The sequence below is a fragment of the Pseudoalteromonas sp. PPB1 genome (assembly GCF_015356275.1).
In the GTDB taxonomy this organism is placed as follows: Bacteria; Pseudomonadota; Gammaproteobacteria; order Enterobacterales; family Alteromonadaceae; genus Pseudoalteromonas; species Pseudoalteromonas rubra_D.
The window spans coordinates 222384-236429 of the sequence record NZ_JACEQV010000002.1 but is presented as its reverse complement, the minus strand read 5'-3'; the positions used below and the strand labels follow the sequence as shown (position 1 = coordinate 236429).

Here is a 14046-nt window from a genome sequence, read left to right as displayed (position 1 = left end):
ATGTGGAAGTGGTTACATCCCTATGCCAAAGCGGAGCGTGCTTACCAATTGTGTAACACCTTGCTTCCGTACTTTGTTACCGTAACGGCGGTGTGTATCGCCGTCGGATGGATCTGGGGCCTGGCATTTGCCCCAGCAGATTATCAGCAAAAGGACAGCTATCGCATTATATTTATCCACGTGCCTTCGGCTATTTTGTCTATGGGTGCGTATTCTTCTATGGCCATTGCTGCGATTGTTGCCCTAGTCTGGCAGATCCGTAATGCAGAACTCGCTGTGGTTGCGATTGCGCCAGTTGGTGCAGCTATGACCGCCATTGCACTTATCACCGGTGCTGCCTGGGGTAAACCTATGTGGGGTGCCTGGTGGGTATGGGATGCACGTTTAACCTCTGAGTTAATCCTGCTGTTTTTGTACTTCGGGGTGCTGTCTTTATATCATGCTTTCGAAGACAAGAAGTCTGGTGGCAGAGCGGCCTGTATTCTGGCCATTGTCGGGGTGATTAACCTGCCAATTATTCATTTTTCTGTTGAGTGGTGGAACACCTTGCATCAGGGGTCAACCATCACCAAGTTTGATACGTCAGCCATCGATCCGTCTATGTTATGGCCGTTACTTATCAATATTTTAGGATTTGCTGCATTTGTCGGGGCACTCTCACTGGTACGCCTTAAAAATGAGATCCTTCAGGTCGAGAAGCACCGCCCCTGGGTGCGTCAGCTAGTTAGTCGAGGTTAAGTATGCAGTTTGAATCTTTGAGTGACTTTTTTCATATGGGTGGTTACGCCTTTTATGTGTGGCTGTCTTTTGGCAGTTGTGCCTTTATCTTGCTGGGATTAGTGTGGGCGTCGCTAAATGATGCCAAGCGCATTAAGCGTGAAGTAGCAGCACAAATTAAGCGTGAAGCGCGCATCAAGCAGGCTCGCGAAGAGGAGGTAAAAGCATGAACCCAAGACGTAAAAAACGCCTGTTTGCCGTTGTAGCCGTGATCTTTGGGATCGGCTCTGCCGTAGGTCTGACCCTGTATGCGTTGCAGGAAAACATCAATCTTTTCTATACGCCCAGTGAGCTAATTGAAGGTAAAGGGCCAGAGAAAGAGCTGCCTTATATCGGGCAAAAACTGCGCATCGGCGGTATGGTTGTGCCTGGGAGTGTCGATCGAGTTGAAACGTCTCTGGATGTGACCTTCAAGCTCATCGATACTGGTCCTATGGTAACCATTAAATACCACGGCATTTTACCTGACTTGTTCCGTGAAGGTCAGGGGATTGTAGCGCAGGGGACACTGGTTGAACCTAACGTCATTGAAGCATTTGAAGTGTTGGCAAAGCACGATGAAGAGTATATGCCAGCTGAAATCGCTGAGGCAGTGAAAGGGATCAAGCATGAAAAACCTAAGTATAATTTAAACAGCGAGAACTAATATGATCCCTGAGATAGGTTATTTTTCATTGGTTCTGGCCATGGGCCTGAGCCTGCTGTTGTGTATTTTTCCTCTCTGGGGTGCTTATACCGGCAACTTGCGCCTGATGCGCACAGCCCCTTCGCTGGCTGTGGGTCAGTGCTTACTGGTGTTGTTCTCTTTTGGTGTACTGATTTACATCACATTGACTGATGACTTTACCGTTGCTTATGTAGCGCATCATTCTTCCAGCACACTGCCTTGGTACTACAAAGTCACTTCGACCTGGGGAGGCCATGAAGGCGCTATCCTGTTGTGGTTGGTGATGCAGGCGAGCTGGACGGCACTGGTTGCTATGATGTCTAAGTCCTTGCCTTGGGTGCTGCGGGCGCGCGTACTGGGCGTGCTGGGCTTCCTGGGTGTTGGCTTCATGCTCTACACCTTGTGGATGTCGAGCCCGTTTGAGCGACTACTACCTTATTATCCGGTTGAAGGCCGTGACCTCAACCCTCTATTGCAAGACCCGGGGATGATCATTCACCCACCTCTGCTTTATATGGGCTATGTGGGATTATCTGTGTCTTTCTCTTTTGCTATCGCAGCCCTTTTGACAGGCAAGCTGGACAATACCTGGGCTAAATGGTCGCGCCCCTGGACAATGGCAGCATGGGGTTTCTTAACCTTAGGTATTACCATCGGCAGCTGGTGGGCTTATGCAGAGCTTGGCTGGGGCGGCTGGTGGTTCTGGGATCCCGTTGAAAATGCTTCTTTAATGCCCTGGTTGGTTGCAACCGCGTTATTACACTCTCTGGCTATAACAGAGAAGCGAGGCGTATTTAAGTCCTGGACTGTTTTATTAGCCATCGCGGCCTTTAGCTTATGTCTGTTAGGCACTTTTATCGTTCGTTCCGGCATTATTGTCTCTGTACACGCTTTTGCGACAGACCCGGATCGTGGTTTGTTTATTTTATCTTTCCTCGCCTTAGTGGTTGGCGGTAGTTTGGCACTGTACGGGCTGCGTGTCAGCCAGGTTTATAGCGAAGGTCGTTATAAACTGGTGTCACGTGAAGTCGGGCTATGGGTGAATAATATTTTCCTGGTTGTGGCAACACTGATTGTATTACTGGGTACCTTATTGCCCATGATCCATAAAGAGCTGGGGCTGGGGTCAATCTCCATTGGTGTGCCGTTCTTTAATCAGATGTTTGCGATTTTGATTGTGCCGTTTGCCATCTTAATGGGTATGGCGCCCATGCTGCGCTGGAAACAGAACAAGTTGCCACCTTTGGCTAAAAAGTGGGCGGGTATTTTTGTTGCGACCATAGTGATCACCAGTGCCTGGTTGTTCTCCAGCTTTGATGAAATCAGCACGCTGACCTATCTGGCTACGGCATTGGCGGTGTGGATCTGTATCGCCACGGTAGTCGACCTGGTGGAAAAAGTCAGTGTTCACCCAAGTACAGCACAGGGCCTGAAGCGTCTGGGCATGAGCTATTGGGCTATGGTGCTGGGCCATGTAGGTATCGCGTTTGTGATTGCCAGTGTGACTCTGACCTCTGCTTATTCAGTAGAGCGCTCAGTGGTGATGAAAAAAGGTGAAACCGCAACGCTCAATGACTACGAGTATCGCTTTGAAGGGGTGAACGAGATCCGTGGCCCTAACTATGGTGGCCATGCTGGCGAAGTCACCGTATTTAAAGACGGTGAGTACGTGACCTTACTACACGCAGAAAAGCGCTTGTACGATGTGGGTATGCAATTTATGACTGAAGCTGCGATTGACGATGGTTTCTTCCGCGACTTGTATCTGGCGCTGGGCGAATCTATGGGCAATGGTGCCTGGTCACTGCGTATCTATCACAAGCCTTATGTTCGCTGGATGTGGCTGGGTGGTATCCTTATCTCCGTGGCTGGTTTCATTGTTCTGGCTGATAAACGTTATCGTCGTCGCAAGCAAACCTCTGTGGAGCATGCATAATGAACAAAAAGTTTTTAGGCCTGGTGCCACTACTGATTTTTGTGTTGCTGTGCGTGTTCTTGTATCAGGGCTTGTTTGGCAATCCAAGAGAGCTGCAAACCGGCCGACTGGGCCAGACTATGTCTGCGTTTGAGTTGCCAGACTTGATGGATGAACAAAAACGCTGGACAGATCAGGACTTGCTGGGCGAGGTTTACCTGCTGAACGTATGGGGCACCTGGTGCCCAACCTGTATTGCGGAGCTTGGCTATCTTACTGAGCTGCGCGAGCAGGGCGTGCGGATCATTGGCTTGTACTACGAGCAGGCCTATGATCCCGATTTCGGCGATCAGTTTGATATCAATTACCTGCGTACCGATGTCCAGCAAATGTTGGCACGGGCAGGGGACCCTTACCAGTTCAATATTCTGGATTTAGAGCGCACTTTAGCGCTGGATTTAGGGGTTTCCGGCGCACCGGAAACTTTCCTGGTAGACAAAAACGGTAAGATCATTTTGCACCACACTGGCGATATTAATCCTCGGGTATGGCGCAGCAAATTTGCTCCGGCAATTCAGGAGTTGCAACCATGAAAAAACTAATGCTGGCATTGGCATTACTGGCTGGCCTGTGGTCGCTCAGTGCCAATGCTGTTGAAGATAAGTACCAGTTCAAAGATGCGGAAAGAGAGCAAACCTTTAAAGAGCTGGTGCAGGAACTGAGATGTCCAAAGTGTCAGAACCAGAACATAGCTGATTCTGATGCGGTGGTCGCAAAAGACCTACGTGACCGGGTTTTGGACATGGTTCATGAAGGTAAATCTAAGCAGGAAGTGATTGATTTTATGATCGATCGTTACGGCTACTTTGTTCATTACCAGCCACCCGTTACACCTGCCACGATTGTACTGTGGGTGATGCCTGTGGTGATCCTGGTATTGGGTTTTGGTTTTATTGTATTCAGACAGAAAAAAGCAGCACGTAAACAAAGCTGGAGCCCGGAAGATGAGCAAAAGCTCGCGGAGCTTATCAAACAAAGCCAGCGTAAGGAGCGTACTTCATGAATGAAATGATGCAAATGTGGGGTCTGTTTGCGCTCTTGACCGTGTTGGCAGCGTTGTTTGTGGTGATGCCGTTTTTCCGTCGCGATAAACTGGTTGCCGTGGATCATGATGCCAATGCTGAACGTATTGATATCTATCAGCAACGTTTACAGGAGCTGGCGGACGAGCTGGCCAATCAGCGCATCGATCAGAGCAGTCATGATGAATCTGTGCTGGAAATGAAACGTCGTTTGCTCAACGAGTTGTCACCAGAGCGTACACTGGATACTCGGGGTAATAATCTGGTACTGGCAGGCACTGGCGTGGCGTTTTTGTTGGTTGTCAGTGCGGTATTTTACTCTTTTACCGGCAGCCAGAAGCAAATCGCAGATTGGTATAAAGCCATTGATATGCTCCCTGAATACGGCCAGCGTGCTGTGATGCAAAGCGGTGATCCTCTTAGCCCGAATGAACTTCAGGCGTTTGCTTTGGGTCTGCGCACTAAGCTGGCAAACAGTGGTGATGATGCCGTTGCCTGGATGCTGTTAGGTCGTGTTGCAATGTCGCTCAATGACTTCGAAATGGCGATGCAGGCATTCGATAAAGCGCTGGAGATGCAACCTAATAACAGTAATGTGAAGGTGAGTTATGCTCAGGCGTTATTGGTTGAAGGATCAGAGAATGCGATGAACCGTGCCGCACGTATGTTGTCTCAGGTACTGCAACGTGAGCCACGTAATATTGATGCAATTTCTTTACTTGCGCTGATCGCTTATGAGCGTCAGGACTGGAAAGAATCTAAAGCGGCGTTTGAAGTCTTGCTGGCATCGATGACGCAGGATGATCCACGTTATACGATGATTAAACAGCGTATTACGGACTTGGACCAGAAGCTGAGCAGCGCGCAAGTTGCACAGCCAGCAATGCCTGAAAATGGCTTGCAAGTGTCGGTTTCCCTGGCAAACGAGCTGGCTGACAAAATTCCTGAGAATGCGACTTTGTTCGTCTTTGCCAAAGCGGCACAGGGACCACCTATGCCATTAGCTGTGGCTAAACTTACAGATTTTAACTTGCCATTGAGTGTCAATTTGGACGATAGTATGGCGATGATGCCTAACCTGAAACTGTCAGGGTTTAAAGAAGTGATTGTTACAGCGCGTGTTTCAGTGGATGGCAACGTGGCTCTGCAGAGTGGTGAGCTTGAAGGCGCGACTCAAACTATTACTTTGACCCCAGAGGCACAGCAGGTTTCGGTCACTATCAGTCGTGTTATAACCAGCACAGGAAGCTAAATGTATAAAAAACTCGTTGGCGCCGCTTTGGCGCTAATTTTATCCGGGTGTGCGCAAGTCCCCGAAGAAAAACAAGATCCGCGCGATCCACTGCAGTCGCTCAACCGACCGTTGTATGACTTTAATATGGATGTACTGGATGCCTATATCCTGCGCCCGGCTGCGAAAGGCTATATTGCCATTACGCCTGCGCCGGTCCGCAGTAGCCTGGTAAACTTTACCACTAACCTGTCAGCGCCTACGGACGCGGTTAACGCGGCCTTACAGGCAAAGCCTGGTGATGCGGGTGTCAACGTGGCGCGTTTTTTGGTTAACTCAACGGTGGGTATTTTCGGCCTGTTTGATGTCGCTAAATCGCTGGGTTTGGAACACAAAGACGAAGATTTTGGTCAAACCCTGGGTGTCTGGGGTGTAGGTGACGGCGCGTATTTGATGCTCCCGGGTTACGGTCCTTCAACGGTGCGTAATCTCTCCGGTGATATCGTCGACAATGTCGTTATTCCCAAAATTGCACTTACAACACCAGAAACAATTCTGGTATTTGCATTGCGTGCAGTGGAAGCCAGAGCTAGCCTGATGTCACAGGAAAAGCTCCTCAATGAGTCACTTGATCCTTATATTTTCTTTAAGGATGTCTATTTACAGCGTCAGCTTTATGAACTCCACGACGGCAACCCGCCAATCGAAGAGGAGCCAGAAGAGTTTGATGAGGATTTCCTCGAAAACCTGTAAATGAGCGCCTTGTAGCCAAGCCCGATAATACTGGGCTTGGCTAAGTATTCATATCTTTTATTTCCTCTCGTTATCTCGAGCTTATGAGGCGCACAGGCTCATGGAGCATGAAGAAAATATATAGACCAGTTATTTGCCAGGGGCTTTGAGAACTCGAATGACCGTTGCCAGTTTATTTTAGTGAAATCATGAACATCTGGGTTGAACTGAGTTAACGTGTTGCTGTTATAAACGAGGCTGTAGTATTGTCCTGACGATCCCCACCAATTATCCCAGTAAGGAAGAGATAGTAGGCAGCCTTGCTGAGTCCTTTCAATTCTTAAGCTATCAAAATTCAATGCTTTAATATTAGAAACCAGTTCATTAAGCTCACTTTTGGCAACCTGGTTCAACTTAGTTTGAGCCTGATCTAAGCGAAAGTAGACAAAGTTAATCTTGTACTTTTTCTGCAGAGCACACGCTAGCTTCTGCACAGAAGCTAGCTTGTCTTGATTGCGAAAATAAAATGCTTCCATCTCACCGAGCTCAGGCCTATGCCTATCACAGCCTGTGAGCAAGGTGATGAGTACAGCCAGGCCGACAAGAGGTTTTTTGCTCTTCATCGGCGTTTTCCTTAATGACACGGCACCATATCTCGCCAGTAGTTACAACCGCCAGTCGTACACACCTGGCCATATTGTGTGCAAAACTCCCAGCCCCCGCCGTAACCACCATAGCCACCGTAGCCGTCATAGCCGCCGTAACCACCATCGCCACTGCCACCACTGCCACCTGAGTTGCTGTTTCCATTACCACCTTCAGCATTCACGGTTTTTTGATCTTTGCATGAGCTGGAGCGTTGGTCGGATTTATTATTTTGATAGACTTCTTCAGCATAACGATAACCTCTGGATTCCAGTGCGGCGTCTCCAGGACCATTGCCGCTTTTTGTTACAAAATTGATTAGGCCCTGTGCTAATATCTGGGCCATGTTTTCACCATTGGCTTTGCCATTTTGCAGTGCCTGATAGGCCGCTGCATACCTATGGGTTGAATCTAAAGAAAAACCATGTACTTGCATTACCGCACCATACAAAAAGTTACCTAAGTCCTCGTTACCAGCCCATGGGCTTTCTGAGGATTTTACGTCTAATGCGCCACCCATCTGATGGTTCGTATAGAGGCGATAATACGTTGCGGTCGTTGCTGCTCCTGGCTGCGTTGCCAGCATACGACTTACTGTTTTTTGCCATCTTTCCTCTTGTCTTAATAGCTTGTTTAAGTCGAGCTGCTGATGTTTGTTGTCCTCTTTACTACCGTAGGGCATCGCTTCAGGTGGTCGATTACTATTGTTACATTGGCTAGCTTCTGATTCGCTCGATCTTGCTGCAGTGTTAGTGGCATACCCCTCAATCGAAAACTGAGGTACTTTAGAATACTGCTGTGAGTTTGAAAAACGAACATCATTTACAGTGATGGTTGAGCGTAATGATTGTGGCAATTCGCCATGCAAGTCAACATAGTATGCGACAGGGTCAAAGTATGCGATGGGAATGGTAATGCCATTACTGTGTATAAAGACCAGTTTATTTTTAAGGTCTCCCGGATCTTCTTTGTGAATAGCACGCAGGGAAATATAAATGATGTTCATTCCCTGGTCGTCATTACCGTGAATGATGTTAAATGTGTAGTGGTGATCTTTTGCACCGTATTGGCTGTCTGGAACTATGGTCAGCTTTGCATTCTTCCCACGCATACCAGACTTGGTAAAGTAAAAACCGTCTTGGTGTGTACGTCCGCTTTTTCTGAATCCATCTGTAGTAAAGGTGGTAGTATAAGCAATTTGATTGGGTGACGTGAAACCACTGATAACAGGGTCTGCAGCAATGATAACCTTATCGTTGCTAAAGTTCGAAAAGTCCAGGCACAGTGATAGCCCACTTTCTGCGGGTATCACATATTGTATTTGTTTATTTTCACTTAAAGTGCGGCACTCTGCTTGTGCAAAGCCTGACATGAGCAATAGAATTGCCGATAGTAGTATTTTCATGATCCTTATCTATACCTAAAATAGGTACTCTACTACGGTTTAATCTGTTCTTCAATGCCCTGTTTGGCTTAACAATGGAGGCGCCTGGTGGGAAGGCAAGCTTGATGCATTAATTTAGGACACTGAACAGTCTTTCTTTATTATGGTCTGCAAAACGTTTCTTCCCTTGTGAACGGGCGGTATGCCAGATATTGAGCGTTTTACCTAAAAAGGGTAGTCCATTTAGTAACCAAAAAGCAAATAAGTCTTGTCAAATAGCTGTATTTACGGATATTGCATCCGATCGCAGACAACCTGCGTTGTAGCTCAGTATAAACTTGCTTTTATACAGTTGTCGCCTGTATAGAGACGGTGATATTTGCTGCTCTTTCTATACCTTATCAAGTTTCAGCCTATAGACACTTTGTTGACATTCAGCGCGCTACAGTGACTGCAATTTCACTCAACAAGGAACTATGACATGAAATACCTAAAATCACTTCTGGCCGTGTGTATTGCATTAAACCTGAGCGCTTGTGGCGATGATGACAAAATTAATCCACCAGGTGGAGGTGGTGAGCAGCCAGCACCTGGTCGTGTTGTGCATGATTTGGCACTCATTGCACCTCAAGCAGGTCGTGAACTGGTTGAAGACTTTCCGGTCTCAGAATATCTCGATTATGCACCGGGCGCGCAGCCGCTCACCAATCTGACAAGTTTGGACATCAATGGCCCGGACCTGCATACATTTCAGCAAGGCATTGAGGTGGGTAGCATTGATATAAGTGCTTCACCGCGTGTTTATCAGCCGCTGGCGCTGAGATTAACCGCACTGGATAGCATTGTGGCTACAGAACAGTATGAAGATGAGCTGTGGTATGTCACGGGCACCAATGAGATTTTCCAGCGCCATCTGACAAGTGATGAAACCACATCCTGGCGTTTAGAAACGAGCTTAGCAATCACCGAATTAGGCCTGGACAGCGATGACAACAGTGATATCTGGGGCTACGACGCGAATGCCCATCAGGTGATCCGATTTAAACCAGAAGACGAACAGCTATTGCTGTACCCGTTGTCGGATAATATGACTATTCAGGGCGTGTCTTATCTTGGGCAGGAGCTTTGGATACTGGCCTCAGAGTCCGGGCAGCCTGTGGTCATGCAGTTTGACGTATCAGAAGAGCAGGTAACACAGCTTAATGGCTGGTATGTTACCGGGTTTGGTCAAGCGGAAATAACTGACTTAACGATATTTTCTGGCGAGCAGGTTGTGATCACCACCAATGCCCAACAGAATAACCTGGTACTGCTGGCCGACAGGGACAAGTTGCTGGGAGACGGGCCTATTGAAGATACCGGTGAACTGGTGGTGCAGAATCGTTACACGTTACCAGACGAGATTAAGCAGCCATCCGGACTTTGGTACACGCAGCAAGGGGGGTGGGAAATCGTCACCGATCAAGCTGAAGTCTACTCTTTGAATGCGGATTTGCAGATCCAGACCCGCACTGAACTGGCGTTTGCCTCGATACACTGTGGACAGGGTTGTACTGAAGCGGTAACAAGCAAAGACGGGGAGATCTTTGTGTTAGCTGATTCTAAGCTGATAGGACATTTTACATTGTCAGAGCAGGGGTATCAGCTGGTGCAAGAATACCCATTAGCACTGCATGAAGAGGGAGAGCCGCCTTATGAATTCTTAGGTTTAGCGTACGACCTACTCACAGACCGTTACTTCCTGGTATCCAATAGCGATGACGCGTCACAACAGGACTGGTTATTTACCCTGGATAGCCAATTTAATCTTGTATCTCGCCAGCCGCTCAGTTACACCGGGGAGACAGAAGGGAGTCTCAATGAATATACTGCAATGGGCCTGTATTTCGCTGAAGATGCGTTGTGGATGGTATCTGAGCAATTCACAAAAGTGCTTAAGTTGACGCTGAGTGGTGAGATTGTGGCCGTCTACGATCTGCTGCCAGAGGATATGACTATGCCCAGTGATCTGGTTGTCAAAGATGGCAAAGTATACTTGATTGGGGATCACGAAAATGGTGAGCCGGTGCCACCGCTTATCGAGTTGATGATTGAATAAGCAGTGGTACAGGGGCTGGCATTGCCAGCCCCATTAGCTCAATCAGAAGCGCCAGTTGACGTTGGCCCACAGTGTACGGCCGGCCTCATTCACTTTGTCGATTTGCGCATAGCCACTGACCATAGCGCCTGCGCGACTCAAATGTTCGGCATAGGTTTTATCCAGCACATTATCTAGCCCGAGACTCAATAACAGCTCATCTGAATGGCTATAAGATAAGTTCAGTGCCAGTGTGCCAAAGCCATGGCTGGGTCCGACATCCTGACCGGCAATGTTACCCTGGCCGATAGCAACGCGGTTCTGGCTTTTTACGAGACGCCATAAACCGCCTACTTGCCATTTATCCAGCGTGTAATCCATGGCGAAACGTGCCTGCAGGGGAGGCTGCTGTGCCAGCGCCGTATGATCGGCTTTATTGCTGCCACGCACATAGTTGATGCTGGTTGTGAAATTCAGTTGTTTGCTGAGCTCAACCCGGGTTTCCATTTCCAGCCCCATTGTTTGCGCATCAATGTTCCGGGTCACGGCCAGCGTTTTGTCCATCACTTCGTACTGATTATCGGTGAGTAAGTAATCATCTATGCGGTTGTAAAACAAGGATACAGAGGTAGTCATAGCGGATTTTTGTAGCATCCAGCCGATATCCAGCTGGTTTGTTTTCTCTGTCTCCAGTAAGAAGGCACTCATGCTATCTATACCCCGGCGTCCGCCACCCATTAACTCCCAGTAATCGGGGAAACGTTCACTGTGCCCGGCACCGATGTAATAGCTCATATCTTTATGCTGGACCTGATAGCGTGTAAATCCGCTCCAGAGGGTGTCATCACGCGTCTGGTCGGCCGTTGGGTTAGGCATTGGCATCATCATGGAGCCAAGTTGCTGACGCTTATCAGTTGCTGACCAGTCATCAATACGCAGCCCGCTGACCCACTGGCTGCGCTTTGGGCCCTCTGTGTTGAGTGCGTATTCAAACTCGCCAAATAGCCCGATTTGTTTAAACTCGGCATTATCACGGCGAGGCAGCGTTTCCACCGGCATCATTGGCTGGTTCATGCTGACGCGAATGCGGTGGCGGTTTTGCTGATGATCGACCCCGTAACGCAATGTGTGCTCTGTATTGATGGCAGAAGTGAGCATCAGTTTGCCACCCCAGGTGCGACGGTCGGGATTCGATGAGGTTGGGGTTTTCATCATCATAGTGGGCGTAAATGTGCGCAAGCTATGATTATCCATGATGTGATCTATGTTGTTGTAATACACATTGGCTTCCAGCGCTTGGATAAACCCGGTGAGTTCATCCAGTTCAACGCTGAGTGCAACATGATTACGGTCAAACTTGCTGCCATCCATCATGCGGTCAGCATAGGCGACCTCGCCATCACTGCGACCCAGGCTCAGGCTATAGAGGCTGTCATCATCGGGCGTGTAGGCAAACTCGGAGTCGAGGTTCCACTTGTCATATGCCGAGTGAATGGAGTTACCTTCGCCGTCCTCATAGTCATCGGCGTCGCTTTTACTGGCAGCAAGGCGTGCATAGTAATCCTCTGTGCCCCCCTTAACGTCTGCATTTATCATACGCTTACCAAAACTGCCCAGAGTTGCATTGGCAAACCCTTGCCAGCCCGTTTCGCTCAGGCGCTCAGATTCACGCTCAAAAATGACAGTGGCGGCGCTGTTACCGGGGCCATAAAGGACGGTTTGAGGTCCTTTAATCACCGTTAAGGTATCGTAGGTTTGCGGTGTAATGTAAGCCGTAGGTGGATCCATACGGCCACCGCAGCCGCCAAGCGTCTGGCCGCCATCAGTAATAATGTTCAGACGTGATCCGGCCATTCCCCGAAAAACAGGGTCGCTGCTCGCGCCGCCTTTTTTAACTAAAGAAAACCCGGCAATACTGGATAGCAGATCTGCACCATCCTGTGCTGGCAAAGGTTGCCTTGGGGCTTTAGGATCGGTTTTGATATCTAAAGGACTGTGCATGGGCGCGATAACGACGATGCGCTCTAAACTGTCAGAGTGTGTGTCGTGCTGTGCATCCTGGCTGTGTGCAGAAAAAGCGGCCGTAACAGCAAGCCAAATAAGGTTTCTGGTCATGATTCTTCCCAAAGTGTTTTCACGTTGTTATTGAGAAGAATTTTACTTGTCAGGCAAAAGGTTGGGATGTGACAAATTGTCGCACTTGCGTAAGATGTAGGGGAAAATATCGAAAACTTTGACCTAAAACAAAAACAGCCACCAAATGGCAGCTGTTTTTTGGATGATAAAATGCAGTGCAACCTATATGGCCATCACTTCCATTTGTTGATCACACCATTGCAGGGCTTCGTGGTAATAATCAGGCAACAGATCAGGGTCAAGTCCCAGTTGTTGCGCCAGCTCATTGGCCCCCTGCCAGTCGGCTTGCTCATAGAGTTTGATGAGCGCAAGGTAACTGGCCAACAGACCTTCTTGCTTCAATAGGGCATCTTTGATTTCAATGGCCAGTGGCAGCTTGCTCATTACACTGTCCATGCTTTCATCTAAAATTGCGTCCATCAGTGACATCATACCTGCCAGGAAGGCCATGCCGGTATCTTTTAGTTTTCGGTGTTTAACCGCTAATAACTCGGCAAAACGCGCGCGAGTCAGAGACAGACGGACCAGTTCGAGTGGTTTCTCTGAAGACACCTGAGAGGCGAAGAGTAAAGAAAGAAACTTTTTCAGCTCCTGATTGCCAAGTACCACCAAAGCTTGCTTAATGGTGGAGATCTCGGCACGACGTTTAAACGCGGCTGAATTCGAGTAGCGTAGCAGCTTATAGCTGAGGTTAACGTCGCGCTCGAACACTTGTGTGATGCGCTTTAAGTCGACGTCAACACTGGATGTTTCGTATAGCAGTTCGGCCAGTGCCATCTCTGAAGGGGGCAGGGTTTTACTCTGAACCACTTCGGGCTTAGCGAAAAAGAACCCCTGGAAATAGCTGAATCCAAGATCGAGGGCCTGTTGATACTGTTCATGTGTTTCGACTTTTTCGGCAACCAGTTCAATGTTTTTAAACGGCGCAATGGCTTCTTTGATCTCTTCAATGGTCGCGACATCTGTGGTCAGCATGTCTATCTTGATTTGATCAATGAAGGGATAGAAATGTCGCCACACTTTTTGATGCTGATAATCATCAAGCACTATAGTGTAGCCTTTTTGCTTCAGGTCCTGCACTGCACCCAGCAGGCGTTTGCCCGGCTGCACGGTTTCAAGGATTTCTACTACCAGTTGTTCGCGCCCCATCATGGTGGGGTAACCTTTCAGCAAGGTGTCGAGTGTGAAGTTGATATAAGCCGGTTTATTGTCGGTTAAATCTTCCAGACCAAAGTTAAACTGACTGCCTTCGATCAATCTGGAGGTCGCTTCTGAGCCATCTATTTCAGGGAAGACATTGTCTAAACCATCGCGAAAGAGCAGCTCGTAGCCCACGAGTTCTTTGTTTTTGTTTAGGATTGGCTGCCTGGCGGCATAAAAATACATGAAAGATACACCTG

13 protein-coding genes are annotated in these 14046 nt (G+C 48.4%); 9 read left to right on the top strand and 4 right to left on the bottom strand.

Features of this window, described 5'->3' with window-relative positions:
• Genes IY568_RS03350 through IY568_RS03315 form a run of 8 tightly spaced genes read left to right on the top strand, consistent with a single transcriptional unit; the run spans position 1 to position 6425 of the window.
• Complete coding sequence (locus tag IY568_RS03350; RefSeq protein ID WP_058797778.1) at positions 1–738, top strand: heme ABC transporter permease; 738 nt, start codon at positions 1–3, stop codon at positions 736–738.
• A gap of 2 nt (positions 739–740) precedes the next feature.
• Entirely contained in the window at positions 741–947 is a 207-nt protein-coding gene (ccmD, locus tag IY568_RS03345) for a heme exporter protein CcmD (protein WP_010385722.1), read from the top strand.
• Positions 944–1423, top strand: a complete 480-nt coding sequence (gene ccmE / locus IY568_RS03340; RefSeq protein WP_010385724.1) for a cytochrome c maturation protein CcmE — start codon at positions 944–946, stop codon at positions 1421–1423. The genes ccmD and ccmE overlap by 4 nt, the downstream gene beginning before the upstream one ends.
• A gap of 1 nt (position 1424) precedes the next feature.
• Positions 1425–3380 carry a heme lyase CcmF/NrfE family subunit gene (locus IY568_RS03335; RefSeq protein WP_138538963.1) on the top strand — a complete coding sequence of 652 codons (1956 nt, stop codon included), beginning with the start codon at positions 1425–1427 and terminating at the stop codon, positions 3378–3380.
• Complete coding sequence (locus tag IY568_RS03330; RefSeq protein ID WP_194866783.1) at positions 3380–3952, top strand: redoxin family protein; 573 nt, start codon at positions 3380–3382, stop codon at positions 3950–3952. Before IY568_RS03335 ends, IY568_RS03330 begins: the two co-directional genes overlap by 1 nt.
• On the top strand, positions 3949–4422 hold the full coding sequence (locus tag IY568_RS03325; RefSeq protein ID WP_010385727.1) for a cytochrome c-type biogenesis protein: 474 nt from the start codon (positions 3949–3951) through the stop codon (positions 4420–4422). Before IY568_RS03330 ends, IY568_RS03325 begins: the two co-directional genes overlap by 4 nt.
• A gap of 5 nt (positions 4423–4427) precedes the next feature.
• Positions 4428–5693 (top strand): c-type cytochrome biogenesis protein CcmI, encoded by a 1266-nt coding sequence (ccmI, locus tag IY568_RS03320; RefSeq protein ID WP_125564117.1) that lies wholly within the window; start codon positions 4428–4430, stop codon positions 5691–5693.
• Entirely contained in the window at positions 5694–6425 is a 732-nt protein-coding gene (locus tag IY568_RS03315) for a VacJ family lipoprotein (RefSeq protein ID WP_010385729.1), read from the top strand.
• Positions 6426–6523: 98 nt separating this feature from the next.
• Here the strand turns inward: IY568_RS03315 and IY568_RS03310 are convergent, their stop codons facing one another.
• The gene (locus tag IY568_RS03310; RefSeq protein ID WP_194866782.1) at positions 6524–7027 is read right to left on the bottom strand and encodes a hypothetical protein; all 504 of its coding nucleotides are present in this window, start codon (positions 7025–7027) and stop codon (positions 6524–6526) included.
• Positions 7028–7038: 11 nt separating this feature from the next.
• Positions 7039–8454, bottom strand: a complete 1416-nt coding sequence (locus IY568_RS03305) for a polymorphic toxin type 44 domain-containing protein (protein WP_194866781.1) — start codon at positions 8452–8454, stop codon at positions 7039–7041.
• Positions 8455–8914: 460 nt separating this feature from the next.
• On the opposite strand from IY568_RS03305, the gene IY568_RS03300 reads away from it, so the two are divergent.
• Positions 8915–10531 carry a hypothetical protein gene (locus IY568_RS03300; protein WP_194866780.1) on the top strand — a complete coding sequence of 539 codons (1617 nt, stop codon included), beginning with the start codon at positions 8915–8917 and terminating at the stop codon, positions 10529–10531.
• Positions 10532–10573: 42 nt separating this feature from the next.
• Here the strand turns inward: IY568_RS03300 and IY568_RS03295 are convergent, their stop codons facing one another.
• Positions 10574–12625, bottom strand: coding sequence for a TonB-dependent copper receptor (locus IY568_RS03295; RefSeq protein WP_194866779.1), 2052 nt, complete (start codon positions 12623–12625; stop codon positions 10574–10576).
• Between the two features lie 183 nt (positions 12626–12808).
• The gene (locus IY568_RS03290; protein WP_010385733.1) at positions 12809–14032 is read right to left on the bottom strand and encodes an EAL and HDOD domain-containing protein; all 1224 of its coding nucleotides are present in this window, start codon (positions 14030–14032) and stop codon (positions 12809–12811) included.
• Between the last annotated feature and the right edge of the window lie 14 nt (positions 14033–14046).

Bases quoted from the DNA above. Each gene is read 5' to 3' on its own strand.
- IY568_RS03315 (WP_010385729.1), top strand. From the start codon at position 5,694: ATGTATAAAAAACTCGTTGGCGCCGCTTTGGCGCTAATTTTATCCGGG.
- ccmI (WP_125564117.1), top strand. From the start codon at position 4,428: ATGATGCAAATGTGGGGTCTGTTTGCGCTCTTGACCGTGTTGGCAGCG.
- IY568_RS03350 (WP_058797778.1), top strand. From the start codon at position 1: ATGTGGAAGTGGTTACATCCCTATGCCAAAGCGGAGCGTGCTTACCAA.
- IY568_RS03300 (WP_194866780.1), top strand. From the start codon at position 8,915: ATGAAATACCTAAAATCACTTCTGGCCGTGTGTATTGCATTAAACCTG.
- IY568_RS03330 (WP_194866783.1), top strand. From the start codon at position 3,380: ATGAACAAAAAGTTTTTAGGCCTGGTGCCACTACTGATTTTTGTGTTG.
- ccmE (WP_010385724.1), top strand. From the start codon at position 944: ATGAACCCAAGACGTAAAAAACGCCTGTTTGCCGTTGTAGCCGTGATC.
- IY568_RS03295 (WP_194866779.1), bottom strand. From the start codon at position 12,625: ATGACCAGAAACCTTATTTGGCTTGCTGTTACGGCCGCTTTTTCTGCA.
- IY568_RS03310 (WP_194866782.1), bottom strand. From the start codon at position 7,027: ATGAAGAGCAAAAAACCTCTTGTCGGCCTGGCTGTACTCATCACCTTG.
- ccmD (WP_010385722.1), top strand. From the start codon at position 741: ATGCAGTTTGAATCTTTGAGTGACTTTTTTCATATGGGTGGTTACGCC.
- IY568_RS03305 (WP_194866781.1), bottom strand. From the start codon at position 8,454: ATGAAAATACTACTATCGGCAATTCTATTGCTCATGTCAGGCTTTGCA.
- IY568_RS03335 (WP_138538963.1), top strand. From the start codon at position 1,425: ATGATCCCTGAGATAGGTTATTTTTCATTGGTTCTGGCCATGGGCCTG.
- IY568_RS03325 (WP_010385727.1), top strand. From the start codon at position 3,949: ATGAAAAAACTAATGCTGGCATTGGCATTACTGGCTGGCCTGTGGTCG.
- IY568_RS03290 (WP_010385733.1), bottom strand. From the start codon at position 14,032: ATGTATTTTTATGCCGCCAGGCAGCCAATCCTAAACAAAAACAAAGAA.